Consider the following 25,909-nt stretch of genomic DNA (forward strand, 5'->3'; position numbering starts at 1 on the left):
GAGCAAGGCCTCATCACCCGCATCCGTCTGGCCGGAGCAAACCGGCTGGGCGGACGCGATCACGGCAGGAAGGGCATGTTTCATTTGAGCGCCGCTCCCATAGCGTCCATGCGCTTGCGCCAATCCTCCGCCTTTCGCTGGTCATCGACCTGCACCTGCGCCTGCTGGATCATCTGCAAACTCTGCATGCGCAGCACGTCGGTTTGAAGAAACGCTGTTTCGGCCTGCAGCCGTGCCTGAAGATCGGCGACGTCCTTGGCATCGGCGGCGCTGGATATCTGCTGGCGCAGCTGATCGATGCCCTCGATGCGCGTGGTGGCTGCATCATAGATCTGTTGGCCAAGGCTCATCTGCCCTGCATACTGTTTCTGGACGCGCGACAATTCCTGGGCGTAGAAATCATTGGCGTCGGTGCGATAGGTCGAGTTGCTCTTGAGGAATTTCGAAGCCGAATCGCCGAAGACATCGGTGCCCGACCCCTTGAACAGGCCTTCGACGGCATTGAAGTCGCGTGGCAGCGCCTTGCGGATCGAAGGGTCGTTCAGCAGGCTTGCGACATCTGCCATGTTGGTGATCTTGTTCAACGACCCATAAAGCTGCCGAGCTTGCTGGAGCTGCTGGTTCAGCGTGTCGAGCTGAGACTTCAGCTGTGTGATGCTCTCGATCTGCTTTACGATCGCCGTCCGGTCGATGACCGGAATGCCCTGTGCGGATGCCATTGCCGCCGACAGCAAGGCAGCTGCCGCCATAAGAGCGAATGTTACCCTTTTCCTTCGCATCATCCCGTTCTCCTTCTTTGCCGGAATTCCGCCAGCCAGTCCTCTCGCAGATCACCGACCTCCGCCCTGATCGCCTCGGCGAGTTCCACGTTGGCGGTGCGGCCCGACAGTATGTCGAGCTCGTCATCGAAGCCTTTGAGGTTCAGTTCAGCGACAACGCTGTTGTGTCCCTGCTTGACGATGAAGCGACGGCTTTCGGCCGACAGTTCGCGGGTAACAAGCTCGAACTCCCGTTCGGTGAGTTTGAAACCATCGACGTAGTCGGCACGATCGCCACGCGGATTGGGAAGGAAGATCTGCGTCGGGCACTGCTCGATGATCGTGTGGGCGATCGGTGAGACAATGGCATCGCGCGGGCTTTGGGTCGCAAACAGCATGAGCCCGTTCTGTTTGCGGATCGTCTTGAGCTTGTTTTCGGCGAGGTCGCGAAATCCTTCGTCCTGCAAGGCCTTCCAGAATTCATCGATCACGATGATGATGCGGCGCCCGTCGATCAGCTGCTCGATGCGGAAGAAGAGATAGGCCATCAACGGGGTACGGATTTCCTCGTTGTCGAGGAAATCTGTCATGTCGTATCCGACGAATTTGGCGCCGATCCCGATCTCGTCGGCCTCGTTGTCGAATACCCAGCCAAGCGGCCCTCCCCTTTCCCACCGCCGTAACCGCGAGGCGATACCCTCTGGGTCGGTGTTGTTGAGGAAAGTGCGCAAGGCGCCGATGGACCGCCGTTCGACCGGCAGGTCCGCCAGGCCGTCGACGGCCAAGGCGATGTCGCGCAGCTCCGTGACCGTCAGTTCACGTTTCGCCGATCCGGCGAGCTTGCCGATCCATCGTGTGAGAAACGCCTTGTTTTCCGCAGTCAACTCAAGTGCTTTCAGCGGCGCGCAGCCGGTGGCCACGCCATTCCTCACCGGCAGGTAAGCGCCACCCGCCGCGCGGACGAAAAGGTCCGACCCACGATCCTTGTCGAAAAAGACCATATGCGGATCGTGCTTTTCGAGTTGGGAAAGCATGAAGTTCAAAAGGACGGTCTTGCCGGCACCCGAGGGACCGCAGATGAATGTGTTGCCAAGGTCGCGGTGGTGGAAGTTGAAGTAGAAGGGCGAGCCGGACGCAGTCTTCAAAAGGGCAACGGCTGGTCCCCATTCATTTCCGTCCTTCTGCCCGGTTGGATAGGAATGGAAAGGCGAAAGTGCTGCAAAATTCCGGGATGTGATGGCGCCAGAGCGCGCGCGGTAGCGAAAGTTGCCAGGCAGTTGTGCCCACCAGGCCGCTTCAAGCCCGAGATCCTCGCGCGCGACGACCGCGCCGCCATTGGTAAGGTGCGAGCGGGCCTCCGCCAGACTGTCAGTGAGCGCTTTGACTGAGGAAGCGAAGACTGAAAGCGTGAGGTGATGCTCGCCAAGTACGAAGCGGTTGGATTCGAGATCGTCCATCGCGGCGTCGAGTTCTTCGACCTGGGACGCCGCCTTGTCGCCGGCGCTGACCATCTGGTTCTGCTTGCGCCCCATGATGCTGCGCGCATCCGCTTTCGAGGTGAAGGCGAAGGATTGTGCGAGGATGAGCTCGAAGGGGGCCGTCAGGATGCCGTCGAGCATGCCGCTGCGGGTCGCTGCCGGATATTCCTTGAACCCGAACATCCCGGCATAACGGCTTTCGGCCTCGTGACGGATCTCGATGGTCTCGCGGCCGAAAATCACCCGATCCGAATAGATCGCCGATGAAATCCTTCCTTCAGTCAACGCAATGGGCTCGCGCCGGCCACCCACGATTTGATGAAGGACTTCGCTCGGCTCGGAAAACAGGATGCCGTCCTGCTCGTAAAGGGAGAGCACCCGAGGCTCGAAGCGTTTCAGGCCCGCGGTGATGTCGGATAGCTTGCTGCGCAGGTGCTTCAGCGCAGTTTCGTCGAGCTCGACATCGCTCCGGCGCGCCCTGCGCAGCCGGGAAAGAAGGTTCACGGCCCTTTCGGCGGGATCGCGTGCGGGATGCCAGACCAGTGAAAGAAAGAGATCGTTGCGAAACAGATCCTCACCGATCATGCGCGCGCGATATCTCGAATTCAGCGCATCGGAGAAAGGATTGGCAAATTGTCCTTCCGGATAGCCGTTGTCGCGACGGCGAATGACATGCGTCCAAAGTGCGAGGCGCTCATCGGCGATATTCCGGTAGAGCGTGTTGAGGTTACGGTGCAGGCTGTTGAGGTCGAAGACGTCCGCTGTTTCAAAGGAGACGCCTTCGAGCGCGATCATCACCATCAGCGCTCTGGTACCGAGCCCGATCGTCGTCTCGTCGATATGGCGCACATAAGGAATAAAGGTCTCCGGCCCGAGTTCGCGGGATCGAAGCGTTGCGTTCCTAGGCAAGGCTAAGGTCCCTTTCGTCATAGTGTCTGGTGAGTTTGAGCGGCGAGAGCGTAGCCCCGCCCCAATAGGAGGTGTTGCGCGATCGACCACGGGTCTCCATCCAAGAAACCAGGATCCGGAACATGTTATGGTCGTGCTTGACGAGCGTTCGGAACAAGAAATGGAAGACGACGCCGACAAGCGCATAGGCAATCGATCCCGCCGTGATGTAGAGGATCGTCGTCAGCATGATGTTCAAACCCATCGCCTCCATCGTCACACCGGCAATCATCGCCGGCCGGGTGCAGGCGAGGAACAGGGTATCTTCTTCGATGTCGGGAGCTGTCGCCATGCCGTTCAGCTCCCGACAATGGTGTTCACCAGTTCTGTGGCGCCGAAGATCCCCCCGATGCCGATGATCCAGTAGCCGGCACGGCGCAGATCCATGTAGCCGAACATCCAGGCGATGCAGATGATGATCACGGCAATGACCGCAAGCAGGCGGGCGATGTTGCCGGTCAGCATATCGACGATATTCTGCAGGACGGTTTCGATGCCTGCGGCCTGGGCGAAGGCCGGTTCGACCATGCAGGCGACGATGGACGCGGCCATCAAGGCAGAGGCAGCGACAGGGCGAAGACTGGATTTTGAAGTCATTCACTTTCCTCCGATCGATCATTCTGAAACACGAGAACCGAGGATCGCCGCCGGGAATTGAAGACGTCCCATGAGGCGGTCTCTTCGACTTGGGGACGGCGTTTTCTCACCGCTGACACGTCCTGAATGTCCGCGGGCTTCTCGAAGCGAGCTTCCATGCGCGGCTCGCCAACGGAAAGCGATGCCAGTTTGGGGGACAGCCGGACCATTTCCTGGCGGACCTGCTCGTCATATCGGACCAGTTTGCCCAGCGACGGATCGTCTCGACCGTAGTGAGACTGTAGCATGATGTTTTCCGCTTGCGCTTCATCGACGCCTGCGCGCAAGGCAAGGCGATAATACCCATCGAGAAGAGTGGCGGTGGCCTTGAGGTTCAGGCAGGGATCGAACGCATCCGATATGGAAAGCTTCAGCTTGTGCAGTCCCTCCAAGCCAAGACCGCCAAGCCCGATCTGGATGTCCTGGTGAGCCGCCACGAGGGAAGTGGCGAGCTCAATTGCCTCCGCCTTCGATGCCGGTCGATCCGAAAGCGGTGGGCCACTGTTGATGCGGATGGCATAGGGATGAAAACTGCTCTCCAGGCTAACAACTGCAGCAATCGTCTCGATCGCAATGTTGGGAGCGCATGCCTGCGCAAGATCGACGAAGGCGACTGGCATTGCTTAGTACCACACCCTTTGGTTTCCGATCCCATCAATAGTCACGTCGACGTAGTGCGGCTTCGCGCGCATATGCGGTTGCATTGTCACGTAGCGCTGGCACTGTCGCTGGCCGTCATTCCAGTGCCAGGCGGATGAATGAACTCCGCGCTCGCTGTCTGAGTAGCATTCGTTGTTTGAGACAGTCTGCGGTGTGGTCGAGATGCAGCTTACCTGCCGCCCGCGGTCACTGTATCGCGTCGTTAAGCGGTAGCCTTTGTCGCAATAGTAAGGGGCGTATCCGGGCGCAGATGCCGTAAAACCATTGCCGTTGCAGCTCGGGAATGCGTGCCCCTTTGCAAGTTCTCGCCACAGTTTCTCAATCGGCGGGCGGCATTCGGTAAATTGCGTTGCGCCGCCGGGATTGGAAAGGCATAGGATAACCTGGCATCCCCAATCATCTGCCCGCGCATGACTCCCTGAAATGAGATATGATGGCGAGGCATTGAGAAGAGCCACGAACGTCCTGATCAGAAGGTTTTTCATGAGCCGTCCCTCCGCAATCAACACGCCAACGATGCCCGCCGGCGCCTGTGTCGTCTGGAATTTTATACAGCCTTATATTATGCAGTTAAAGAAATGACAAGAGCACTCAACGTTCAATGGCACAACCTTGCCTTTTCAGCCTTCATCTTTCATGAGATTTTTGACAATCCGCTGGAAGATGAAACGCCTCAGTCGCGGTTGAAGCAGATCGGCATGATGAGTGTCCTCTACATCATGCACCAGGGGCACCAGCCGCTAACGCTTTCAAATATCGTCGAAAATACGGGTTTGACGCGCACAGGCGTAACCGAAACGGTAGACCCGTTGGTTGGGCGCGGCCTCCTGACGGAGAGCTTCGTGAAGAACTCGATGGGGCGCGGCAAGGCGAGACGGTTTGAGATCGCTCCGGAGATCCTGGAGAAGATTCGCAGCTTCCAGGGGAGTTAAGACCCCGCCCGGGTGGCATCGTTGGCGAGTTTTAGCGCCTTAATTAAGAGCAACTGCTTCGCCTTTGTCACCTGAGCCAGATAGTCGGCGCGGGGATTGTCGGGCTTCTCGCTGGCGTGACGTCTTAAGGCCTCGTTGTCCATCTCTATGCCGAGCTGCGCTCACCGATCCTACGCCTTCGCCATCGCCGTGATCTTCGCGGATTCCGCCGCCATTGCAGGTTATACCCTTGTGCATGGCAAGCCGTTCCTTCTGAAATCTGGCGGCAAATCTTCTGCATTTGCGGGTTGCGCATTCGTCGGGCTTTCGGCGCTGGCAAGGCTGGCCGATCCATCGGTGCTCAACGTGGGTTAACGGATGAAGATCACACCCAGTTTTCCGCCCGGACGCCCGGCATTCGGGCGAACTCCCGCATGTTGTTGGTGACGACGATCAATCCTTCGCTGCGGGCATGGCCGCCAATCTGCATGTCATGGGGACCGCAAGGCGTTCCGGCTCGCTCAAGCTCGGTCCGGACCTGCCCGTAGTGCGCCGCCGCCTTGTCTGCGAAAGGCAGCACCTCCAGCCGCACCACGAATCGCTCGACCGCAATCAGGTTCTCGATGCGGCGAGCCGATTTTTCCGCCCCGTAATAGAGTTCTCCAAGCGTGATGCTGGATATACAGAGCTGTTCGGCCAGCGTGTTGAATTTCTCACGCAGTTCCAGTGGATAGTTCTTCATCACGTAGATGCAGATATTCGTATCGAGCATGTAGGTGAGCATCAGAACGACTCGCGTTCTTCCGCTGCCGGTTGCTCACGTTCGCTCAGGAAATCCTCGCTGACGCGCGGCCCGCTCAGAAACAGATCGTCCCACCGCTTGCCTTGGGGCACGATTACCCGGCTGCGGCCGATCTTGAGAATATCGACCAGATGCACGTTTTCAGGAAAGGCGACGGCTTTGGGAAGTCGGACCGCCTGGCTGCGATTACTGATGAAAACCGTGGAGCTGGTCATCGTGCATCTCCTGCATATCCAATTGGGATATACATAACTTTGCAACCTCCGAATTACAAGGGCAACTTTACGGAAAGCCCATGTTCGGCCTCGGCATCAGTTCGGCGCACCTGCCCCGAAAAGAGAGCTGGCGACAAATTCAAGATGGCCATCCACGATTTCGAGAGCGATCAGACCTATACCGAGAAGCCTGGGCGCATTCACGGTGAACATAACCTTTGCCGAGGTAAAGGCGAGCAATTTACGACGCCCGATGCTTACGGCAGGTCGCGCGCCGCATGAAGTATTCTGCGGTCTGGATCGCTCCCTCGCCTTCCTCGATGAGGAGGACGACAAAGCCAACCCCTTCGGCGCGAAGGACATCGGTGAGCTGGGTGACTGCGGATCGAGCGCGGCGGTCGCGAACGCCGTGTATAATGCGACAGGCATCCCGGGTTCGCAGTTTCCCAATTACTCTCTACAAGCTGCTGCCGAGCCTACCACTGATGTAGCGGCAGAAGGCATGATGCCACGCTGAAGGAAATGTGGGTGGATGCGGGAGTAGCGTCGAACATTCTACGACTAATCGGTCGTCGACTTTGCGCCCCTGCTCGCGATCGGTTAGATCGGCTCTGCGGGCATTTCATGGGATCAACGCTCCAAATTGATCTTGTCATATGTCCAGATTTGGGCTATGTCTAATTCAAGACTGGAGGCTATTATGCCGCACGCGCAAAGCACAAAGCGACAGGACAGGCATGAGCCGCACCGCCTGGAAACCGACCGGTTTGCTCCAGCAACCCGCAAAAGGTTGAGCGCCCCGGCTCTGCGAACCTTTCTGGCGATCGCCGATCTTTGGGGTCTGAACGAAGAGCAGCGCTTGCTTGTGCTAGGTTACCCATCCCGGTCCACTTATCACAACTGGGCCAAGCAAGCGCGCGAACATGGTGCCTTCACGCTGGACGTCGACACACTCATTCGAATCTCGGCCGTGCTCGGTATTCATCAGGCGCTTGGGATCCTGTTTCCCGATGAACGCCTCGGCGTTGCGTGGCTGCGAACGCCGCATGAAGCGCTTGTTTTCGGCGGCCATCCCCCGCTCGACGTCCTGACAAGCGGAACGCAGGACGGACTGATGACAGTTCGTCGATTTCTCGATGCGGCAAGGGGTGGCATCTACATGCATCCGAACATCCTGGACGAAACGTTCACACCTTACGAAGACGGGGACATAGTCTTCCGGTGACTGATCGTTTTGCTCAGGCGCCGCGTCCTTCGTACCGGCTGATCCCATCACAATTTCCGCCAATCGGGCTTTTTGATACGGTTTCGACGCCGGCCGACCTCGAAGCGGTGATGGAGCTTACCGGCTGGACCAATGACCGTCTGGTTGCCGACCGCATCCAACGACTTCCCCAGGGCGAATGGGTCTACGGCATTCCCAATTCCAGTATTGTGATGGGGGCATTTCTCCATGTTGCGCCGGGAGGAATGCGGTTTAACGGCCCCGATCTCGGCGCATGGTATGCCGCCGACGATATCCGCACGGCCGCAGCCGAGGTCGGCCATCATCTTCGGCGCGAAGCTGTTGCGCGCAGTGTGGCGACGATGACGCGCACCTATCGAAGCTACATGGCCATCCTGCTTGGAGATTACCTCGACATTCGTGGAGAGCAGATGCTGCGTCCCGAGATCTATGACGGCACCAGCTATGCCGCGTCGCAAGTGTTTGGTGAGCAAGTGCGGTCGAACGGCGCGGCCGGCATCCTCTATGACAGCCTGCGGCGCAGTGCCGGCGTGAACATTGTCGCACACCGGCCGCGGAACATTCGCAACGTTGTGCAGGCAGATCACTTCGAGATCACCGTCTCCGCCGACGATCGACGCATTGATGTCCAAAGACTCGCGGCCTAACGACGGAAACATCTGAACTTCGGGGTGAAGTGCGCATATTGCGTCCAGCGCATCAAGCTGCCCAATCCGCTTCGGACAGATACACATTCATGTACGGCTTGTTGCAATGCACGCGGTCTTCAGTTTGCAGAAGAACGCCATGACTGCGGAGAAGTTTTGAAATGCAGCGAACTCAGCGGCTCGGTCGGTGTGGGAGGTCAGATACGGATCGAACGGCAGCATGAACGGGTAAACGCATGAGACGAAACAATCAGTCAGCGGATGCGTTGCTGACGTCATCCCGTGGGTGAAGTTCGGGCCGGCGCATTGGCGCCAGCCAACTCTTTCACCACCGATATGCGTACCCCCGGGGATGTCAGAGGAGGACATCATGACCAATGTCTTGAATGCGGAGAAGCGGCTGCGAAAGGTTTTGCGCGGCCGTCCGTACAATGTGAACGAATTCGCCAGGAAATACCGGCTCGATGAGCAAGAGGCAAAGCGCCTTTACGAGAAGTTCGGACCGTCCGCCACCGACCTTGACCTATTGATGTCCGCAAAGTGTAGCGCGTCTCGCAAACTACCGCCCTGGGATCTTTGAAGCGGGGACCAAAATCTGCATTAGCTCTCCCTCGCTGCAAGCGTCAGTGGCATCTGGTCCTCGAGCGACATCGCATTCGGTGCCACTGGTCGCGCGTCCAGGAAGCCTGAGCAGAAAGCGTGGCGTCCTTCATTGAAATCAAAGCTCGATAGAACGTGAACTATACTTCTGGCTGACTTTTGGTTTCAGCAACGAGAAGCACCATTGTTGCGCATCATAGAAGTTTTTGGAGCAGCTTTTGCAATCCAGGTTGAGTCGCTTCCCGAATGGCGCCCTTCACTGAAAACCAGCGCGTCTTACGGACGGATTTTTCAGGAAAGGTTTCGGCGACAGACAGCGCCTCAAGCAAATGCACTTTCACCGAAAAGCGGTTGCGGCTGCCGTCCTTGAAGTAGGTAAAGGTTCCGAAGACCTCGTCAGAGACGACGCCGGTCACGCCAGCCTCTTCGAACGCCTCGCGTTCTGCCGCGGTTCTTGAATTTTCACCGGGCTCGATGTGCCCTTTTGGAAGGCCCCAACGTCCGCTGCGGCGGCTGCCTATTAGAAGAACCCTGATCTGACCTTTCCTGTCCCGGCGCAAACAGACCGCGCCAGCCTGGTGCACATCGTCTACGTCTGCAGGTGTTTCCGGTGCGATGGCGATCGATCCTGTAACATCGTCGTCCTTCGATGGGCGCATGCTCGTCAAGCAGACGGCACCTTGGTGAACGGGTCAACTCCAATCCAGCCTCGGCAAGATCGATCTTTTCCACTACAATGACATCCTCAGATGTCGGCTTCATGATACCGTGACACGGCTGAACTATCTGCTAGCTTCGAACGTTTCTGATCCTCTTATTCTGAACCTTGGAGATCATCCTTGGCTGCCGAAATCGAATTGAAACTCGAGCTGTCACCTGAAGCGGTCAAAGAGCTGCTCGCTTCCGAATTTCTCGGAGAGCCAGAAGACGTCCTCAGCCAGCAGTCGACATACTTCGACACGGCCGACCATCAGCTTTTCAAGGCAGGTTACACCCTGCGTATCCGCCGCACAGGCGAAGCCTTGTTTCAGACGGTAAAGGCGACAGGATCAAGCGCCTCCCTCTTCGCACGGTCGGAGTGGGAGACCCCTTTAACCACCGACACGCCCTTGCTCGATCATTCCAATCCGCTGCAGACCGAGTTTGGAGCTGACCTCGACGTCGCTCCCCAGTTCGATGTCCAGGTTGACAGACGGGTCTGGAACCCGAGCGAAAACGGATCACAGATCGAGGTAGTCGTGGACCAGGGAACTGTGATCTCGGGAGAGCGGCATACACCGATCTGCGAGGTCGAGCTTGAGCTGAAGGACGGTGACCGCCAAAATCTGTTCGTCCTTGCCAGGCGGATCAAAGCCGTTGCGCCCGTTCGTGTCGGGGTTCAATCCAAGGCGGGCCGTGGTTATCAGCTCATCGGGCCGCAGCAGTTCGTGTTCAAGGCAGAACCGATCGATCTGGACCGGAACATGAACGCGGTCAGATCCTTTCAAACCATCGCGCAATCCTGCTTCCGGCAATTCAGGTTGAATGAGGATGTCCTCCTTTGCCGAAGGAATGCTGAGGCTCTCCATCAGTCACGCGTGGCCCTGAGACGCCTCCGCTCTGCCTTTTCACTCTACAAGCCGGTGCTTACCGATACAGAAGCAGAGCGCCTGAAGGACGAGCTCCGGTGGCTGGCGGGAACACTAGGTGACGCCCGAAACCTGGACGTTCTCCTCGTCAAGGCCAAGGATGACGACATGCATCACCGGCTGAAGAGTGCACGCAATGCCGCCTATGACGACGTCGTCGACGCCCTTCAGTCCTCGCGCGCCCGTTCCCTGATGCTCGACTTCAACGAATGGCTTCAGTGCGGTGAGTATCTCGACCGACCGGAGACCGCCGATGATCGCAATGGGACGGCCGTCGACTTCGCCTGTCAGGCGCTCGACCGGATGCGCAAGAAGCTCAAGAAGCATGGCCGTGCCCTTGCACAGGTCGATGATGAACAACGTCACGAGGCCCGTAAGGATGCTAAGAAACTGAGGTATGCGGCGGAGTTCTTCGGCTCGCTGTTTCCCGACAAGCGCGGCGTGCGCCGCCACAAGCGGTTCATTTCGGCGATGAGCGACCTGCAGGATCACCTTGGCGCTCTGAACGACCTCGCAACCGGGCCAAGTGTCTTGAAGAAGCATGGTCTGGAAGATCATCCGGCTGCGAGCTCGGTCATCTCGCAGGCCGACAAGAAAGACTTGATCGATGCAGCACAGGCTGCGCTCGACGACGTCGTGGATGCAAAAAGGTTCTGGCGTTGAATGGGGAAAAAAAGCCCGCCGACGGCGGGCAAGAGAGCGGTCTGGTCGGAAACCATGACACTTCCGTGTCGCTTCCCGAAATGAAACAGTGATATGTTGCTTATAACTTGAAAATTGGCGAGGAGACTAATCAGTCCTCCCGAATATAGCAGCTATAGCGAATACCTTGTTCTTGGTGCTGGTGATCAAGGTGCGAAATTCAATTCGGAATTGCTTCGCGCGGCACCGAAGCGGATGCGGCCTTCTTCTTCAGCTTCCGCAGAACCGGGCTCTTTTCGGCGGGATCTTCCTCATCGTCGGGGTCATTCGCCGACCCGACCTCATCCATTCGGTGCGCTATCGCAAGCGCGTAAATGGTGTGTAGAACATTCCTATCCTTCACGTGAGGATCTGAAAGAGCAAGAAGCGAGGCACGCACTATCTTGTTGCTGGTCGCTTTGGGACACCGCTGCAGCACGAAATCGTAAAGCGCTTTGCCGGAAAGACCTTCTGTGGCGCCATCCAAAAGCGCTTCGTAAACTCGTTTCCGTTTTTCACTCACGTTTCTTCCTCCCTCCAAAGTCGTCGCGGCAGTTTCTGTCGCAAAACCGTCATACACAATAAATCACCGCGCGCAATAAAAGCACGAACTCGCGCCCACACCAGATGACGCCACCGTGTCGCCGTCACATCATGCGGCCGCCGCTGCGAACGACGAGATTTGCGCCGCCTTTCGATTCGGTCGACGATGTCTGCGAAAGTTTTCCAAGCCTTTTCGAGAAGGCTGTGAAACGCCCTTTACGTCTTTCCGAGAAAGACTTCGCAAATCGCGCCTTCACGAGGCTACGTCCCTACCACGAGGTCTTCGACGCATCTCCCGTAGCCGAAAAGCCCGCAGCGTGCCGCCGATCCGCCAAGCCGAGTTCAGCCGATAGCGAGGCAGACTCTTTGATAATCGGCTCGGGAGCCCAGGTTTTGGTCAGGATCGCGGTGGCGGATCAGGATCCGACGCGCGGGACGCCGTGGACATGAGCTAACGTCGCTTGCAGTCGCAATGAGGACTATCGCATGGCATCAGAGCTCCCTACCAGCCGCCGCCGGTTCCTGGCCGGAATGGCAACCACCGCCGCAGCGTCACTGCTCGGATCCACGGCTTTTGCACCTGGGGCTTTCGCCCAACAAGGTGGACAGGCGCCCATCATGCGGCCGATACCAAAGACCGCAGAGATGATTCCGGCGATTGGTCTCGGCACATTTGAGACCTTCGACATTCGTCCCGGCGAAACGCGCGACAACGTGCGCGAGGTCATCAGACTCTTCCATGCGCGAGGCGGACGGGTGATCGATACGTCACCACTCTATGGAATGGCCGAGGTTTGCGTCGGCGACTTCGTGACCGACCTCGGCATTTCCGAGGATATATTCATAACGAACAAAACCTGGACGACTGGCGACTATCTGTCCGACAACAGCCATTCGGAGCGCCAGCTTAGACAATCGCGGGAAAGATTGTGGCGCGATCAAATCGACGTGCTGCAAGTTCACAGCCTCGAAAATCACGACCAGGTTCGCCACTGGCTGGCCCAGAAGAAGGCGGAGGGCTCCGTTCGCTATATCGGCATCACCCAGTGGAGCCCCGAATATTACGACACGATGGAGCGTCTCGTGAACACGGGGACCCTGGATTTCGTCGACAATATGGGCGCGCTTTACGGTGAACTACCCGACCCAGCAATGCGCAAGCGCATGGCTGATCACTATACCGGGCTGGCAGGTGTGGCGGATGCGCTAAAACAGCCGCCCTATCCCGGCAAAAATTATGGTGGTGTCGTCACATGGCCTTTCCCGCAAGCCCCGCAACGTACTTGACGCTTGCGCTTGTCACACTGCCGATCGCCTCTGCGGCGTCAGGTGATCGGGTCGAGATCGACGGCTTCGCCATCGAGCGGACCGAGGTCTCCGTCTCGGACTTTGCCGCGTTCGCGGATGGCCGCAAGCTGAAGACCGCCGCTGAGAAAGCGGGCGGCGGTCACGAATGGGGCAGCGGATGGGAACGCCGGCACGGCTGGACCTTCCGGACGCCTTTCGGCAAGCCTTCTGAGGATGCGGCCGAGCCTGCCGTGCATGTCAGCTGGCAGGAGGCGCGGGACTACTGCGCCTCGGTCGGGGGCCGACTGCCGAGCCGGTCGGAATGGGAGCGTGCCGCATACCGCGAATATGGCAGCGGAAAGAAGGCTGGCTTTGCCATCGGCCGGGTATATCCCTATCCGACCGGCGAAACTCCGGACGGCGCCAACACGATCGCCGGCGATCCTTGGCCGCGTCATGCACCGGCGAGTGTCACCCGCGCTGGCATCAACGGCCTGTATGACATGGGTGGCAACGTATGGGAATGGATCGCGGAGCGTGACGGCGAAGACGCGCTGACGGCCGGGGGATCGTGGTGGTATGGTCCGGACAAGATGCGGAAGGAGGCTATGCAGTGGAAGCGGGCCGATTTCTATGTCGCCTATATCGGCTTCCGGTGTGCCTATGAACTGAAATCATGAAGCTTCGAGCCATCCTATCGTTCACGTTTCCGCTCACGCCCTGTTGATTGCCCGAACGCTAGAAGGCCATATTCGTTGCTGCGCACTTCGGCATGCCAAACTATCATCCGGCATAGCGCCCCTTTTTCTTGCATCCTTGGGCGGGCGCACAGCTGGGCTAGACTCATGCAACACCCTTCAGGCTGGAAATTGACACAGCCGCCGAACGACCATGTTAAAGCAACATGGTCTGGGGGCCACTTCGAGACCGCGCGCCGCGGCCGGACCCCCGAGGTCGAAGGCCGGATCGCGTCTGATAAGCACCTCATCATGGTGACCCTGAGCGGCGGCGCGGATCGGCATTCCTTCCGTACCGATGACGGCTTTCGTTATGACGGTCGGGATGAAAAAGGCATGATCTCGTTTCTACCGGCCGGATGTGGTCGCGATCTCGCCCTCCACAATGTGGCATGGGAATGGGGTGCGATTGCAATTGATCCGGCGACTGTCGCTCCCCAATTTCTCGACATGCAGCCTTTTCTCATTAACAACGATGACTTCATCTATGGCATGACTGCACAGATGGGCGGCCTGCTTCACCGCGATGGCAGCCTGGATGCAACCTATTGTTCCACGATGGTTCTAGCCCTCTCCCAGTATCTTTCGAACAGGCTTGATCGAAGCAGTGCAGGACAGGCGTCGGTCAAGTATTGTCTGACGACCAGACAACTGCGCGATACTTATGAGAGAATTGACACCTGGCTGGGGCGAAGAATCGTAATCGCTGACCTTGCTGTTCCGCTTGGCATTTCAGAGGGGCACTTTTTCCGGGCCTTTCGCGGCACAACCGGCCAGACGCCGCTCGAAGCGATCTCAGCTCGTCGCATGAACCACGCGGCGCGGCTATTGAGCGAGACAAATTTGGATGTGACAGAGATCGCCGTGCGGTGCGGAATTGAGAGCCCAAGTCATTTCGCTCGCTTGTTTCGGGCTCACAAAGGACAGTCGCCCTCACATTGGCGTCATGGGCGGAAGCTGCTTTGATCTTGACCTTAAAGCTGGATGATCGGCGCTAAGTCGTCGTCAGTCGCACCGTGGCGACCTTTCGTCAGGCCAGTTCCGACAGCAGTTTGTCGAGCGTAATCGGGAATTCACGCACCCGAACACCGGTGGCGTTGTAGACCGCGTTCGCCACCGCGGCACTGGTGCCGCAGACACTTAGTTCGCCGAGACCCTTGCTGCCGAGAACATTGGCCTTTTCGTCGTGCTCCTCCAGAAACACGACCTCCAGAGGGGGCACATCGGCATGCACCGGCACATGATATTCGGCCAGATCATGATTAACGAAATGCCCGTGGCGCGAGTCGAGCACGGTTTCCTCCATCAGGGCCGCACCGATCCCCCACACCATTCCGCCGATGATCTGCGAACGGGCGGTCTTCGGATTGAGAATCCGGCCTGCGCCAATCGTGGTCAGCATGCGGCGCATCCTGATCTCGCCGGTATCGGTGTCGACACCGATTTCGGCGAAGTGAGCGCCGTAGGAATGTTGGGAGAAATTACGGAAAGCCTCGCCGGCCCGCTCGACCCCGCCTTCGGCTTCTATTCCAGATGGCCAAAGCCGGCCGACCAGCTGACCAAGCCGTTCCGTCCGCTCCCCCAACCGCAGCTCGCCATTTGTGAAGACTACATCCGCCGCCACAAGGTTTTCGAGGGACGGATCGCGACGGCGCGCCTCGGCTACGATTCTTTCGCGAAGCGCAAGGCAGGCATTGTGCACAGCCGACCCGGCGCTGGCAGCACCCCAGGAACCACCGGAACCCGCCGTGCGGGGAAAATTGCTGTCGCCGAGCTCGACCCTGACGGCCGAGGGCGGTAGGCCTGTCGCATCGGCGGCGATCTGTGTGAGGATCGTATAGGTGCCGGTGCCGATATCGGTCATGTCGAGCTGCACGGTCAAATGACCGTTTCCGCCAAGGCGGACCCTCGCGCTCGAGGCACCAAGGTAATTCGGACGGATTGCAGCCGCCATGCCGTAGCCGACGAGGAACCGGCCGTCGCGCATGGTGCGCGGGACGGCATTTCGCCGCTCCCAGCCGAAGCGTCTTGCGCCTTCGCGCATGCAGGCGACCAGATTGCGGGTCGAGAAAGGGACGTTGTTCTCCGGATCGAGTTCAGGCTCGTTGCGAACGCGAAACTCTATCGGATCGAGACCGAGCTCTTCGGCCATCTCGTCCATCGCGCATTCGAAGGCGAACATTCCGGGCGCCTCGCCGGGCGAGCGCATCCATTCGCCTCGATTGGTGTCCATTGCGACGAGGCGATGCCGGGTCAGACGATTTTCCGCCGCATAGAGCGAACGGGCAAACACTGCCGATTGCTCGCAGAATTCCTCAAACCCCGAAGTCGCGGATATTACGTCGTGGCCGAGTGCCGCGAGCTTGCCGTTTCGGTCGGCTCCGAGGCGGATGTTATGACGCATCTTGGCCCTGTGCCCGGCGTTGGCAAACATCTGCTGGCGCGTCATGGCAATCTTGACGGGGCGTTGCACGACCCGCGCCGCGAGCGCGGCGAGAACGGTATCCGCATGGACGATGAGCTTAGAGCCAAAGCCGCCGCCGGTGAACGGGCTGACGATCCGCACGCGCTCTGGCGCAATCTGAAGCGTATTAGCCATTCCGGCGCGGAAATTGGCAAGCGTCTGGGCGCCCGTGTAGACGGTGAGGTCATCGCCGGACCAGACCGCGATGGTCGCATGCGGCTCCATTGGATTGTGGTGCTGATAGGGCGTCGTATAGGAAGCATCCAGCCGGACGGCTGCGGTGGCGAAAGCGCTTTCGAAATCGCCGATGTTGCTGTCGGTCGCAAACCCGGCATTCGTCCGTTGCGGCGCGTATGCCTCGGCAAGATGGGCTTCCAGATCATACCTGCCGGTCTCCGCCTCGTAGCGAACGTCGATCAGGCTCGCCGCCGCCCGTGCTGCTTCGAATGTCTCGGCCACGACCAGAGCCACCGGTTCGTCATAGAAGCGGACGCGGTCGCTCGAAAGCATCGGCCGGGCCCGGGTGAAGACCTCCGGCACCGTCGGCGTGACCGGCGGTCCGAATTCCGGTTGGGCCGGTGCATTCCTGTGCGTCATCACGTAAAGCACATCCGGAGCCCTTTCTGCCTCCGTGGTGTCGGTGGCGATAATCCGGCCCTTGGCGATCGCCGCGCCCTGAATATAGCCGTGGGCGATATTGGCCATTTCGGAATGCTCATAGGCATAGCTCGCGCGGCCCGTCACCTTCGGGATGCCATCGACCCGGTCAAGCGGCCGGCCAATATGCCGCTGCGCACCCTCGGTTGACGGAGATGGGTTTGCTTGATTGTCCGTCATCATCGCCTCATACGTTCTGGGTTGCGGCCGAAAGGGTGGCTTGGAGCGTTCGCCGGGCCAGCAGGATCTTGAAATCGTTACCGCCGGCGCCGCGTGCCCCGGCAAGAGCGGCCTCGGCGGCGCGATTGAGAACGTCATCACTGCGCTTTGCTCCATCGAGGACCTGTTCGGCCCCCGATGCCCGCCAGGGTTTCGGCGCGACGCCTCCCAAGGCGACACGCGCGCTCGAAATGCTGTCCTGTTGTACATCGACCACGACGGCGACGGAGACCAGTGCGAAGGCATAAGAGGCGCGATCGCGCACCTTACGATAGATCTGACGCCCCGGTGGCGGTGGCGGCAGGATGACAGCCGTAATCATCTCGCCAAGGCCAAGCGACGTTTCGACATTAGGTGTCTCGCCGGGCAGCCTGTGAAGCTCCCCGATCGGAATGACCCGTGTCTTGCCGGACGCAGAAACGGTTTCGATTTGTGCATCAAGCGCCGTCATGGCGACCGCCATGTCGGACGGATGGACCGCGATACATGCCTGGCTGGCGCCGAGAATGGCATGCATCCGGTTGGAGCCCCCAAGCGCGGCACAGCCCGAGCCCGGGCTGCGCTTGTTGCAGGGCATGTTGCGGTCATAGAAGAAGTAACAGCGCGTGCGCTGCAAGAGATTGCCCGCCGTCGATGCCTTGTTCCTGATCTGCGCGGAGGCGCCCGAAAGCAAAGCCTGCGTCAGCAGCGGGTAGCGGGTGCGGATACGCATGTCGACGGCAAGATCGCTATTGCGCACCACGGCGCCGATCCGCAAGCCGCCATCCGCGGTCTCCTCGATCGCGGCAAGCGGCAGCCGGCTGACATCGACAAGATGCGTCGGCTGCTCGATCCCAAGCTTCATCAAATCAAGAAGATTTGTGCCGCCGCCGATAAATTTGGCGTTGGGATTTTCAGCAACGGCGGCTGCGGCCTCTGCGGCACTTGCTGCCCGGTGATAGGTGAAGGACCTCATGTCTTCAAGCCTCCTCGCTGACGTCGCGGATCGCGGCGACGATGTTGTCATAGGCGGCGCAACGACAGATATTGCCGCTCATGCGCTCACGGATCTCGACGTCCGTCAGGCCGACCGTTTCGGCCGCGACATCCCCGCTGACATGGCTCGGCCAGCCTGCGGCCGCTTCCTGCAACATGCCGACTGCCGAACAGATCTGGCCGGGCGTACAATAGCCGCATTGGAAGCCGTCTCTTGCGATGAAGGCCGCCTGCATTGGATGCAGCTCGCCCTCCTCCGCCAAGCCTTCGATCGTGGTGATCTCGTCGCCTTCATGCATGATGGCGAGCGTCAGACAGGAATTGATCCTTCGCCCGTTGACCAGCACCGTGCAGGCGCCGCATTGGCCGTGGTCGCAGCCCTTTTTGGAGCCGGTCAGCCCGAGGCTGTTGCGGAAGGTGTCCAGCAAGGTCGTTCTCGGATCGACGTTGACATCGAAGGTTTGGGCGTTGATCCGCAGGGTCAGGGGAACTGTTTCGACGTGAGTGGGAGCCGCTTCAATCGGCGTCGGTTGCGACTGGCCGCTTGCCGGCAAACCCGTCACGAGAAAAAATCCCGTCGCGACTCCCGTCTCGAGGACGGCACGCCTGGTGAGGCCAGACCTGGTGTCATTTGTCATCGGATCGTCTCCGTTCCTGGCGCATCGACCGGATGTCGGCTGCGCAGTCTTTCAGAACGATCCTAGTATGGGGGCTCGATCAGCCCACTTCTTCCACGATCCCGGTGAAACTGTCAGGATTCCGGAAGAAATTCCGAGCGATAGGCTCTCGGCGTAGTTCCCCGCAAACGCCGGAATGTCGAGGTGAAATGGCTCTGGCTGGCAAAGCCGAGAGCGAGCGCAAGATTACCGATCGGCGATGACGTGGCTCGCAGCAGGGTTTCCGCACGGGTGATGCGCCGTTCGAGCACATAGGCATAAGGCGCCATTCCGGTCGCCGCCTTGAAGCGTCGAGCGAAGGTGTCCACCGGCATCTTGGCGACAGCCGCAAGATCGCGCAGCGATATGTCGCCCTGCAGCTGCGCATCTATGAATTCGTCCATCCGCGCGAGCGTCCGTCGGCTGAGCGGGCCGACGCGATGGCCAGGCGAAACATGTCCATCCAGAAAGGCGACACGCAACGCCAGAAGTGCGACAAGATGCTCGACATAGGCCGCATCCGGCCGTATGCCGCGGGCCATATCCGCGCAAAGCGAAGAGACGAGCGCGGCCATGACCGGATCCGTCCCGTTCACCAGAGTCGGCATTCGCGACAACTGATCGGAGCCTGAAATATCCGCGGTGGGATCGATCCACAAAGCGGAATAGCTGAGGTCTGCTTCGCGATAGACGCCGTACCGCTCTACATCGGCCGGCACGAAGGTGATGGCACCCGCCCGGTCCCGCCCGTCATAAACGAGGCCGTTGCTGGAGGAAACGCGCGTTCGCTCGGTTCGCCCCTTCTCGGTCAGCACAATGACGTGCCGCGGTGCGGTCCAGCGCAACTCGATCTCCCTGCACACCCAGCGCCGGTGGTCGAAGGTGATAGCAGAGTTAAGCCAAGACGCTCGATGAAGCGGCTCGGAGCGATCGTCTCGAACACGGAGATTGCCTGCACCGAAAAGGGGTTCACTCCACATGGATAAAAACCTTGCTGACGGGACTTCGCTGGGACCGCCCACTATAAGATGAGACGGCGCCTGCTATTGATGAAATCAGTGTGTGATTGCAACACATCGGATCAATTAACAGTGAAAGTGAAGCGCAAAGCGCTAGGAAGCACGTGGCGAGAACCACGAAGGGCGGGGTTACAGGGCGGACAAAAACCGCATCGCTACACCTCACGTCCGACCGAACCGGCGCTGTTTAGTCTTAACGCCGTTTCAGATGAGTGTTGTTCCATAGCCGACGCAAAGCGAGGCCTTCAACCACTGAGTTCAATATCGCGAAACCCTCGGCCTGCGTCAGGCTCGCCAGCCCTCGGCGCGCCACTGCTCAGCACGCTCGTCGATATCGATGCTTCCCTTCGCGGTCAGGATCCTCAGGGCGGTGTCGTGAGCCGATTGGCTTACCGTCTGCGCGGTGACGAGGAAGCCCCCGCGTCGAAGGCCCTCGGCGTAGATGCTTCGCTGCTCGTCTGTAAAGAAGAAGTTCGCGATCGCATCGAGAAAGCCGGCGCGCTCCTTCGGCGGCGCGTCTTGCCGGTGGCCTCGGGTCAACGTCACTGCATCTTTTGGAATGCCGGATTCAATCAATTCGTCCGCGGCCTGCTGCGCGTCGCTTTCGCTGTCAAACATCGCACTGATCGTCTGACCGTTACCGCTGTTTGGTTCAGCCATTGGAGGTTCCTCCTTTGAGTGACAAAACCTAAACAGCGGCAACGCCTATAGGTTCCGGCCGGATAGAACCAAGGCTGCCGCATGAGTTCTGATGGATCACATGGCGATCAAATTCAAGCCGTCCACGCAAGGCTTGAAATAGCGGGTATCATGGGATATGGGCCCGCGCGTCCTGAACTCATGCAACAGAATTCGGCGCGGATTTTCCTCGTCCCTCACCTCCCGGCTTCGCCAGCGACCGTGCGATGTCGACGATGTCATCGCGCGGGGCGATCGGATCTTCCTGTTCAACGGATTTGTGCCCCTCACCGCCTTTAGCTCGTAGGCGCCTCCCGCTTAGGCCGGCAGACAAGCCATCTGGCCCCAAACAGGACGGCATTGCGTATGTTCAAGGAACGAACCGTTTCAAATTCCAGAGACGCATGAGTTCGGCTGGAGCGGAAATACCCGCGTCAAGGACAAAGGGATCGAGCTTTCGTCCCCGGCCTTCCTTCCCCAGATCTCGCACTGGAAGCCCATGGCCGAACCCCTGCAGCAAGTAGAGCAATACCCGAAAACGTCCGTGTTGCTCCCACCGGACAAGCGTACCCCAGGGCTGGACCACTGTGCGGCGCATTTCTTCCGGGATGCCGGCAACCTCGAGCCATTGAGCAACGCATGCCTCCGCGTTTACGGACTTCACCACGCGGTCTGCTGTTCCTTGCCATATGGAGACGTTTGGCCATACGCTCTGCGCCGGCGAAACCGCTTTGACTGGGCTGCCCCATCCGCCCGGTGGAGGCGCAGTGCCGGATTTCATCGCCCGCAAAGCGGATACTGCGTCCCTTGCGGTCCCAAAGGGCATTCCGCCGACGATCGCGGCACCGGCAAACAGGCCGGAATATGTTGCGATAAGGGCCGATGTCATTGCTCCGCCCGCAGATAACCCCGCAATGTAGATCCGGGACCGATCGATCCGGTGGCGGTCAATGGCATGTTCGATCATCTGCCGGACAGACATCAACTCGCCGCGGTCGCGCGCTACCGCGCTTGGCCGAAACCAGTTGAAGCAGCCGTGGGCATTGTTGGCATTCTTCTGTTGCGGATAAAGGAGAACAAATCCGCGCTGGGCAGCGAGCCTGGAAAACCCGCTTGCAGCGTCGAAGCTCTCAGGCGTCTGCCGGCACCCATGAAGGATCACGACGAGCGGCGGCTTTGCTGGCAATCGCTTCGGAAGAAAAAGTTTCATCCCGAGCCGTCCAGGATTACTGCCGAAGCCGACTACCTCGCGAAGGACCGGACTTACGCCGCCTTTCGATACTGTCGACGTTGATCTCGTTTTCGCCTGCGAATTTTTCCAAGCCTTTTCGAAGAGGCTCTGAAACTTCCTCTGCGTCTTCAATAATCGCGAGAAAGACTTCGCAAATCGCACCTTCACGGGCTACGTCCCTACCACGAGCTCTTCGACGATTCTCCCGTTGCCAAAGGCAACCGTCGACAGAAAAGCGTCAAACTTCTAACGCTGTTCGCAAATGGTCCAGCAGACATCACACGCTGGACGAAGGCGGAGCAGATGGGACGAGCGGTTCGGCGGCGAGGGCCTGACGTAGGCGCTCCTCCTGCTCTGGAGACAACGACGAGCGCAGGACCTTGGCACGCTCACCCTTGAATGCTTCCAGCACCTTCTCGGGCTGCGCCTTCCGGACGAGAAGGAACAGCGCCGAGCTATTGGCCGGAATCGCTTCGGCCAGCCGTTTGATGAGATCGTCGTCGATCCCATAGTCGGTTATTGAACCGGCAAGCGCACCCGATCCGGCGCCGAAGGCGCCACCGAGGACCATGCCCGCCAGCGGGTTGAGGAACAGGAGACCGACCAGCGATCCCCACAGAGCACCAGAAACACCGCCGCTGGCCGCGCCGGCCGCGGTAAGATTGAGGCTTTGCTTCAGGCGGACCTTGCCCGAGCTGTCGCGGACTGCGACCACGGCGTCTTCCAGATCGACAAGGTATTCCTTCTCGAGTTGGACAAGCCGGTTGAGAATGGCGTCCGCCTTGTCGGCGGTATCGAAACCGAGCACCACGAGTTCTGACATCGAGTTTCTCCGCGTTGGTATCCGACAGGACATAGCAGCCAAGTGGATTTCGTCCATGGATCAGAAGCTAGATATGACCCTTCCTTGCCGCTAACATCGGGATGTGAGATTTGGTTTCCGAGCGGTCGGGATCATCTTCAGGCGCGGTCAAAGGGTCCAGTTCCAGCGCGGTGACGCTCCCGGGGGGATTGTCCCCGGCCATGAGTCGATGCGTCTGTTACGGGATGCTGAAGCCAAAATAAGGCGACCCTGGTATCCCGTATCATTCAGAACAGATGAAGCGTGACATGCACGACCCCGCGCTCTCGCTTTGTACTCAAGCGCAATCCGCTTCGGTTGAACACCGCCAGCATCGGGATGTTTTCTGGCAGGACTTCTGCGATCAGTTCCTTGATTCCGGCTTCACGAGCAATCGCGGTGACGTGGCGCATCAGTGCCCCGCCGACGCCCAGTCCCTGGCAGTGGTCGGAGACGGTGAAGGCGACCTCGGCCTGCCCAGGCTCTACCACGACATAGCGTCCACCTCCGACGACTACCGGTCGTCCGCTTTCTTCCGTTACTGCTACCAAAGCCACATGATTGACAAAATCTATGTCAACGAAAAAAGCGATTTCCTGTTCCGTAAAGCTGCGCTTTGCCGCGAAGAAACGTCGGCGGAGGGATTCCGCGGAGCTGCGGCCAACGCTTCTTCGAGTCCAGTCCGGTCCTCGGGTCTCAGTGCGCGGATTTCGACGCGGCGTCCGTCACGCAACACCTCAATCGCCGAGTACTTGGCCGCTTCCGTCATGAAATGGTCCGATCGTTGGCTGCGCTGACTTAAAAAACGCGCCTACCAAAAGCGGCGGTAGTCTCGTCAACAATGTTCACCATAACGTCTGCACAGGTGGATCGTGCGCGGGAACTGGTTCAAGTCCAGTTGTTCCATGTCGGTCTTCGTCATCAGTAACACGACAGCGCCCGATCCCTCCAGAAACTACATCTGCACCCCATGAGTTACAGTAACATATTTCCATGTTCGCGAGTTTCGTTTCATGCTCTCCCGACCCGATGGGCGGCGATGACGGGGGCGGCATTTCATGTCATCGTGACCTTATCGATAGCCCCGATTTCATGAAGGACTCCATGGTTTCATGGATCGAGGCAAAGCCTCACTCTTGTACCCAGAGCGTCGCCTTGACGTCCACATCTCTTCAATATTGCGCGATGTCGCCCGTTTCAGATTGCGCGAGCGTCAGGGGATAGCGCTCCGGGTGATGCACAAGGGCCGTGAGGTTCACCGGCCGGTTGCGGTTGTCGAAGGCAATCTGATCGACGGTCAGGACAGCGGCCGGTGAATGCAAGCCAAGCATCTCCGCCTCGTCAGCAGACGCCAGACGCGCGCTCAATGTTGTTTGCCCGCGCGACGGATGGATGTGATGGTGCTGGCGCAGCTCTGCATAGAGCGAGCGGTTGCCCACCGTCCAATCCAGGTCCAGAAGGCCGGGAACCCGCGCGGCCGGCAGCCAATCCGTCTGAATGACAACCGGAATCTCATCGAGCAAGCGCAATCGGGAGAGCACGACGACATCAGCGCCGGGCGGCAGGAAAAGCGGCCGGCTGATCTCCAGCGGTGCACGAAGGACACGTGCCTCGATCAGGCGATGTCCAGGAACGCGGCCGTTCGAAATGGCTGTGGCGGTAAAGCTCTTGAGAACCTGCAGCTCGAATCCGCCGCTATGCTCTGCCACATACAGCCCTTTGCCCGGCTGGCTCGTCACCACGCCTTGCTGAACCAACTCGCGTATTGCGTGCCGAATAGTAATCCTGCTGACATCGAAGAGATCAACTAATTCGCGTTCCGAGGGCAATTTTCCCCGCAACGGCAGCTTGCCGTTTCGGATCGACGTCAAAAGCGCTTCATAGACTTGCTTGTGGAGCGGACGGGGATCTTCGCGGTCCACCAGACTCTGAGGCATAATGGAAAGCGGGCGCTCCTGACGCTTGTTCAAACCTGTTCCCCTTTCCTTTGCTGTCATTTTGCAACCACTCTCCACGTAATTTGCGACAAAGTCCATATTGACATGACTGGATATAACCAGTCCTAATGTGTGCCCAGGAGCCATAGAGTTCCATAGATACCGAAGCGCTATCACAAAAAGGGAACAGTTCATGTTGAAGAGAAGCCTTGCTGCCTTAGCCATCTCCGTCGGCATTTGGACCGGGAACGCCCATGCGGAGACCATTTCCGTATTCTGCTCGCCGACCGAGTTCGAGCTTTGTACGACGGTCGCCAATGCCTGGAAGGAAAAGACCGGCAACGAGGCGAAGATCAACAAGATGCCGGCTTTGCTCGATGATGCGATCCCGCTTTATCAGCAGCTGCTGGCGTCGAAATCCAAGGACATCGACGTCCTGTTCCTGGACGTCATCTGGCTCGGCATGTTCAAAAACAACCTGCTCGACCTGAAGACCCTGGTGCCGCAGGCAGACCAGGACAAGCATTTCGCCTCGACGCTCGGCGCAGCCAAGCTTGACGGCAAGCTGGTCGCCATGCCCGCCTATATGGATGTCGGGCTGATGTATTATCGCAAGGATCTTCTGGAGAAATACGGCAAGCAGCCGCCGAAGAGCTGGGACGAGCTTGCAGCCAGTGCAAAGGAAGTCCAGGACAAGGAACGCGCCGCCGGCAATGGCGAGATGTGGGGCTATGCCTGGCAGGCCAAGAGCTACGAAGGTCTTACCTGCGACGCTATCGAACTGATCGCCTCAAATGGCGGCGGCACGATCATCTCGGACGATGGCAAGGTGACGATCGACAATCCGCAGGCAGCCGAAGCGATAGAGAAGGCCAAAGGCTGGATCGGCAGCATCAGCCCGGAAGGCGTGCTGAACTACGACGAGGAAGCCTCCCGCGCGATCTTCGAGTCCGGAAACGCGGTTTTCCATCGCAACTGGCCTTATGTTTGGGGAACGACCCATCAGAAAGGCAGTGCTGTCATCGACAAGGTCGGCGTGATGCCGCTTCCCGTCGGCAAGGAGGGCCAAAAGTCGAGCGGCTGCCTCGGCCCGATGTATTACGGCGTGTCAAAGTTCAGTGCCAAGCCCGAGGTTGCGGCCGATTTCGTCAACTTCATCACCGCGCCCGACATGCAGAAGATGCGGGCGATCGAGGCGGCCTACAACCCTTCGATCCAGGCGCTTTACAGCGATCCGGACGTGCTTGCAAAATTGCCCTTCCTCAAGGACAACCAGCAGGCATTCGCCGACAGCGCAAGCCGTCCCTCAGGCTATACCGGCACGAGCTATAACCGCGTTTCGCAAGCCTTTTATCGCTCGGTCCACGACATGCTGTCAGGCGGCGGCGATATCAAGTCAGGGCTGAGCGCCCTTGCAGCGCGACTTGAGAAGCTGAAGGAGAGCCGTTGAGGCTT

At 59.0% G+C, this 25,909-nt stretch carries 29 protein-coding genes; 10 read left to right on the forward strand and 19 right to left on the reverse strand.

All coding sequences use genetic code 11. The features are described from left to right. Window positions 1-80 precede the first annotated feature (80 nt). The 6 genes from virB5 to RGR602_RS35705 are packed head-to-tail and all read right to left on the reverse strand — an operon-like array spanning window position 81 to window position 4,965. Window positions 81-779: a P-type DNA transfer protein VirB5 gene (virB5, locus tag RGR602_RS15530; protein ID WP_039846938.1), complete on the reverse strand. Its 699-nt coding sequence runs from the start codon at window positions 777-779 to the stop codon at window positions 81-83. Further along, window positions 779-3,145, reverse strand: a complete 2,367-nt coding sequence (locus RGR602_RS15535; protein WP_170250346.1) for a VirB4 family type IV secretion/conjugal transfer ATPase — start codon at window positions 3,143-3,145, stop codon at window positions 779-781. The genes virB5 and RGR602_RS15535 overlap by 1 nt, the downstream gene beginning before the upstream one ends. Then, the gene (locus RGR602_RS15540; protein WP_039845842.1) at window positions 3,138-3,476 is read right to left on the reverse strand and encodes a type IV secretion system protein VirB3; all 339 of its coding nucleotides are present in this window, start codon (window positions 3,474-3,476) and stop codon (window positions 3,138-3,140) included. Before RGR602_RS15540 ends, RGR602_RS15535 begins: the two co-directional genes overlap by 8 nt. Before the next feature lie 5 nt (window positions 3,477-3,481). Next, window positions 3,482-3,781 carry a TrbC/VirB2 family protein gene (locus RGR602_RS15545; protein ID WP_039845843.1) on the reverse strand — a complete coding sequence of 100 codons (300 nt, stop codon included), beginning with the start codon at window positions 3,779-3,781 and terminating at the stop codon, window positions 3,482-3,484. Next, a complete protein-coding gene (locus RGR602_RS15550) occupies window positions 3,778-4,440 on the reverse strand; it encodes a transglycosylase SLT domain-containing protein (RefSeq protein WP_039845844.1) in 663 nt (220 codons plus the stop codon). The genes RGR602_RS15545 and RGR602_RS15550 overlap by 4 nt, the downstream gene beginning before the upstream one ends. A gap of 3 nt (window positions 4,441-4,443) precedes the next feature. Next, entirely contained in the window at window positions 4,444-4,965 is a 522-nt protein-coding gene (locus RGR602_RS35705; RefSeq protein WP_082046559.1) for a hypothetical protein, read from the reverse strand. 93 nt (window positions 4,966-5,058) lie between these two features. Here RGR602_RS35705 and RGR602_RS15555 point away from each other — a divergent pair, with 93 nt between their 5' ends. Further along, complete coding sequence (locus tag RGR602_RS15555) at window positions 5,059-5,412, forward strand: MarR family transcriptional regulator (RefSeq protein ID WP_039845845.1); 354 nt, start codon at window positions 5,059-5,061, stop codon at window positions 5,410-5,412. Window positions 5,413-5,776: 364 nt separating this feature from the next. On the opposite strand, the gene vapC is transcribed toward RGR602_RS15555, so the two are convergent. After that, the gene (vapC, locus tag RGR602_RS15565; RefSeq protein WP_039845847.1) at window positions 5,777-6,175 is read right to left on the reverse strand and encodes a type II toxin-antitoxin system tRNA(fMet)-specific endonuclease VapC; all 399 of its coding nucleotides are present in this window, start codon (window positions 6,173-6,175) and stop codon (window positions 5,777-5,779) included. Further along, window positions 6,175-6,408 (reverse strand): type II toxin-antitoxin system VapB family antitoxin, encoded by a 234-nt coding sequence (vapB, locus tag RGR602_RS15570; protein ID WP_039845848.1) that lies wholly within the window; start codon window positions 6,406-6,408, stop codon window positions 6,175-6,177. Before vapB ends, vapC begins: the two co-directional genes overlap by 1 nt. 205 nt (window positions 6,409-6,613) lie before the next feature. Here vapB and RGR602_RS39720 point away from each other — a divergent pair, with 205 nt between their 5' ends. The 4 genes from RGR602_RS39720 to RGR602_RS15590 all read left to right on the forward strand — a co-directional run bounded on the left by RGR602_RS39720 (window position 6,614) and on the right by RGR602_RS15590 (window position 8,881). Beyond that, window positions 6,614-6,925, forward strand: a complete 312-nt coding sequence (locus RGR602_RS39720) for a hypothetical protein (RefSeq protein ID WP_203226206.1) — start codon at window positions 6,614-6,616, stop codon at window positions 6,923-6,925. A 183-nt stretch (window positions 6,926-7,108) separates the two neighbouring features. Further along, window positions 7,109-7,633: an antitoxin Xre/MbcA/ParS toxin-binding domain-containing protein gene (locus tag RGR602_RS15580; RefSeq protein WP_039845850.1), complete on the forward strand. Its 525-nt coding sequence runs from the start codon at window positions 7,109-7,111 to the stop codon at window positions 7,631-7,633. Beyond that, a complete protein-coding gene (locus RGR602_RS15585; protein ID WP_039845851.1) occupies window positions 7,630-8,301 on the forward strand; it encodes an RES family NAD+ phosphorylase in 672 nt (223 codons plus the stop codon). The genes RGR602_RS15580 and RGR602_RS15585 overlap by 4 nt, the downstream gene beginning before the upstream one ends. A 370-nt stretch (window positions 8,302-8,671) precedes the next feature. After that, on the forward strand, window positions 8,672-8,881 hold the full coding sequence (locus RGR602_RS15590; protein WP_039846939.1) for a hypothetical protein: 210 nt from the start codon (window positions 8,672-8,674) through the stop codon (window positions 8,879-8,881). 214 nt (window positions 8,882-9,095) lie between these two features. Here the strand turns inward: RGR602_RS15590 and RGR602_RS15595 are convergent, their stop codons facing one another. Beyond that, on the reverse strand, window positions 9,096-9,560 hold the full coding sequence (locus tag RGR602_RS15595; RefSeq protein ID WP_082046608.1) for an NUDIX hydrolase: 465 nt from the start codon (window positions 9,558-9,560) through the stop codon (window positions 9,096-9,098). 180 nt (window positions 9,561-9,740) lie between these two features. Between RGR602_RS15595 and RGR602_RS15600 the strand changes: the two genes are divergently transcribed. Then, complete coding sequence (locus RGR602_RS15600; RefSeq protein WP_039845852.1) at window positions 9,741-11,192, forward strand: CYTH and CHAD domain-containing protein; 1,452 nt, start codon at window positions 9,741-9,743, stop codon at window positions 11,190-11,192. A 199-nt stretch (window positions 11,193-11,391) separates the two neighbouring features. Here the strand turns inward: RGR602_RS15600 and RGR602_RS15605 are convergent, their stop codons facing one another. Beyond that, window positions 11,392-11,733, reverse strand: coding sequence for a hypothetical protein (locus RGR602_RS15605; RefSeq protein WP_039845853.1), 342 nt, complete (start codon window positions 11,731-11,733; stop codon window positions 11,392-11,394). Between the two features lie 506 nt (window positions 11,734-12,239). Between RGR602_RS15605 and RGR602_RS15610 the strand changes: the two genes are divergently transcribed. The 3 genes from RGR602_RS15610 to RGR602_RS15620 all read left to right on the forward strand — a co-directional run bounded on the left by RGR602_RS15610 (window position 12,240) and on the right by RGR602_RS15620 (window position 14,743). Further along, a complete protein-coding gene (locus tag RGR602_RS15610) occupies window positions 12,240-13,040 on the forward strand; it encodes an aldo/keto reductase (RefSeq protein ID WP_223843951.1) in 801 nt (266 codons plus the stop codon). Next, a complete protein-coding gene (locus tag RGR602_RS15615) occupies window positions 13,007-13,720 on the forward strand; it encodes a formylglycine-generating enzyme family protein (protein WP_039845854.1) in 714 nt (237 codons plus the stop codon). The genes RGR602_RS15610 and RGR602_RS15615 overlap by 34 nt, the downstream gene beginning before the upstream one ends. 165 nt (window positions 13,721-13,885) lie before the next feature. Next, complete coding sequence (locus RGR602_RS15620; protein ID WP_039845855.1) at window positions 13,886-14,743, forward strand: helix-turn-helix domain-containing protein; 858 nt, start codon at window positions 13,886-13,888, stop codon at window positions 14,741-14,743. Between the two features lie 64 nt (window positions 14,744-14,807). On the opposite strand, the gene RGR602_RS15625 is transcribed toward RGR602_RS15620, so the two are convergent. The 9 genes from RGR602_RS15625 to RGR602_RS15665 form a co-directional block, all read right to left on the reverse strand. After that, window positions 14,808-17,078, reverse strand: a complete 2,271-nt coding sequence (locus RGR602_RS15625; protein ID WP_039845856.1) for a xanthine dehydrogenase family protein molybdopterin-binding subunit — start codon at window positions 17,076-17,078, stop codon at window positions 14,808-14,810. A 7-nt stretch (window positions 17,079-17,085) separates the two neighbouring features. Beyond that, window positions 17,086-18,072 carry an FAD binding domain-containing protein gene (locus RGR602_RS15630; RefSeq protein WP_039845857.1) on the reverse strand — a complete coding sequence of 329 codons (987 nt, stop codon included), beginning with the start codon at window positions 18,070-18,072 and terminating at the stop codon, window positions 17,086-17,088. A gap of 4 nt (window positions 18,073-18,076) precedes the next feature. Further along, a complete protein-coding gene (locus RGR602_RS15635; protein WP_039845858.1) occupies window positions 18,077-18,730 on the reverse strand; it encodes a 2Fe-2S iron-sulfur cluster-binding protein in 654 nt (217 codons plus the stop codon). Window positions 18,731-18,843: 113 nt separating this feature from the next. Beyond that, window positions 18,844-19,593, reverse strand: a complete 750-nt coding sequence (locus tag RGR602_RS15640) for a helix-turn-helix transcriptional regulator (RefSeq protein ID WP_223843952.1) — start codon at window positions 19,591-19,593, stop codon at window positions 18,844-18,846. 459 nt (window positions 19,594-20,052) lie between these two features. Then, the gene (locus RGR602_RS15645) at window positions 20,053-20,427 is read right to left on the reverse strand and encodes a hypothetical protein (protein ID WP_052451596.1); all 375 of its coding nucleotides are present in this window, start codon (window positions 20,425-20,427) and stop codon (window positions 20,053-20,055) included. 388 nt (window positions 20,428-20,815) lie between these two features. Further along, complete coding sequence (locus tag RGR602_RS15650; protein WP_039845860.1) at window positions 20,816-21,844, reverse strand: extracellular catalytic domain type 1 short-chain-length polyhydroxyalkanoate depolymerase; 1,029 nt, start codon at window positions 21,842-21,844, stop codon at window positions 20,816-20,818. Between the two features lie 109 nt (window positions 21,845-21,953). After that, the gene (locus RGR602_RS15655; protein ID WP_039845861.1) at window positions 21,954-22,499 is read right to left on the reverse strand and encodes a DUF1269 domain-containing protein; all 546 of its coding nucleotides are present in this window, start codon (window positions 22,497-22,499) and stop codon (window positions 21,954-21,956) included. A 266-nt stretch (window positions 22,500-22,765) separates the two neighbouring features. After that, a complete protein-coding gene (locus tag RGR602_RS39420) occupies window positions 22,766-23,074 on the reverse strand; it encodes a GNAT family N-acetyltransferase (RefSeq protein ID WP_323808228.1) in 309 nt (102 codons plus the stop codon). Between the two features lie 615 nt (window positions 23,075-23,689). Then, on the reverse strand, window positions 23,690-24,454 hold the full coding sequence (locus RGR602_RS15665; RefSeq protein WP_039846943.1) for a GntR family transcriptional regulator: 765 nt from the start codon (window positions 24,452-24,454) through the stop codon (window positions 23,690-23,692). A gap of 193 nt (window positions 24,455-24,647) precedes the next feature. Here RGR602_RS15665 and RGR602_RS15670 point away from each other — a divergent pair, with 193 nt between their 5' ends. Next, window positions 24,648-25,904 carry an ABC transporter substrate-binding protein gene (locus tag RGR602_RS15670; protein ID WP_039845863.1) on the forward strand — a complete coding sequence of 419 codons (1,257 nt, stop codon included), beginning with the start codon at window positions 24,648-24,650 and terminating at the stop codon, window positions 25,902-25,904. Window positions 25,905-25,909: the final 5 nt, after the last annotated feature.

It is taken from the genome of Rhizobium gallicum bv. gallicum R602sp (assembly GCF_000816845.1).
GTDB lineage: Bacteria > Pseudomonadota > Alphaproteobacteria > Rhizobiales > Rhizobiaceae > Rhizobium > Rhizobium gallicum.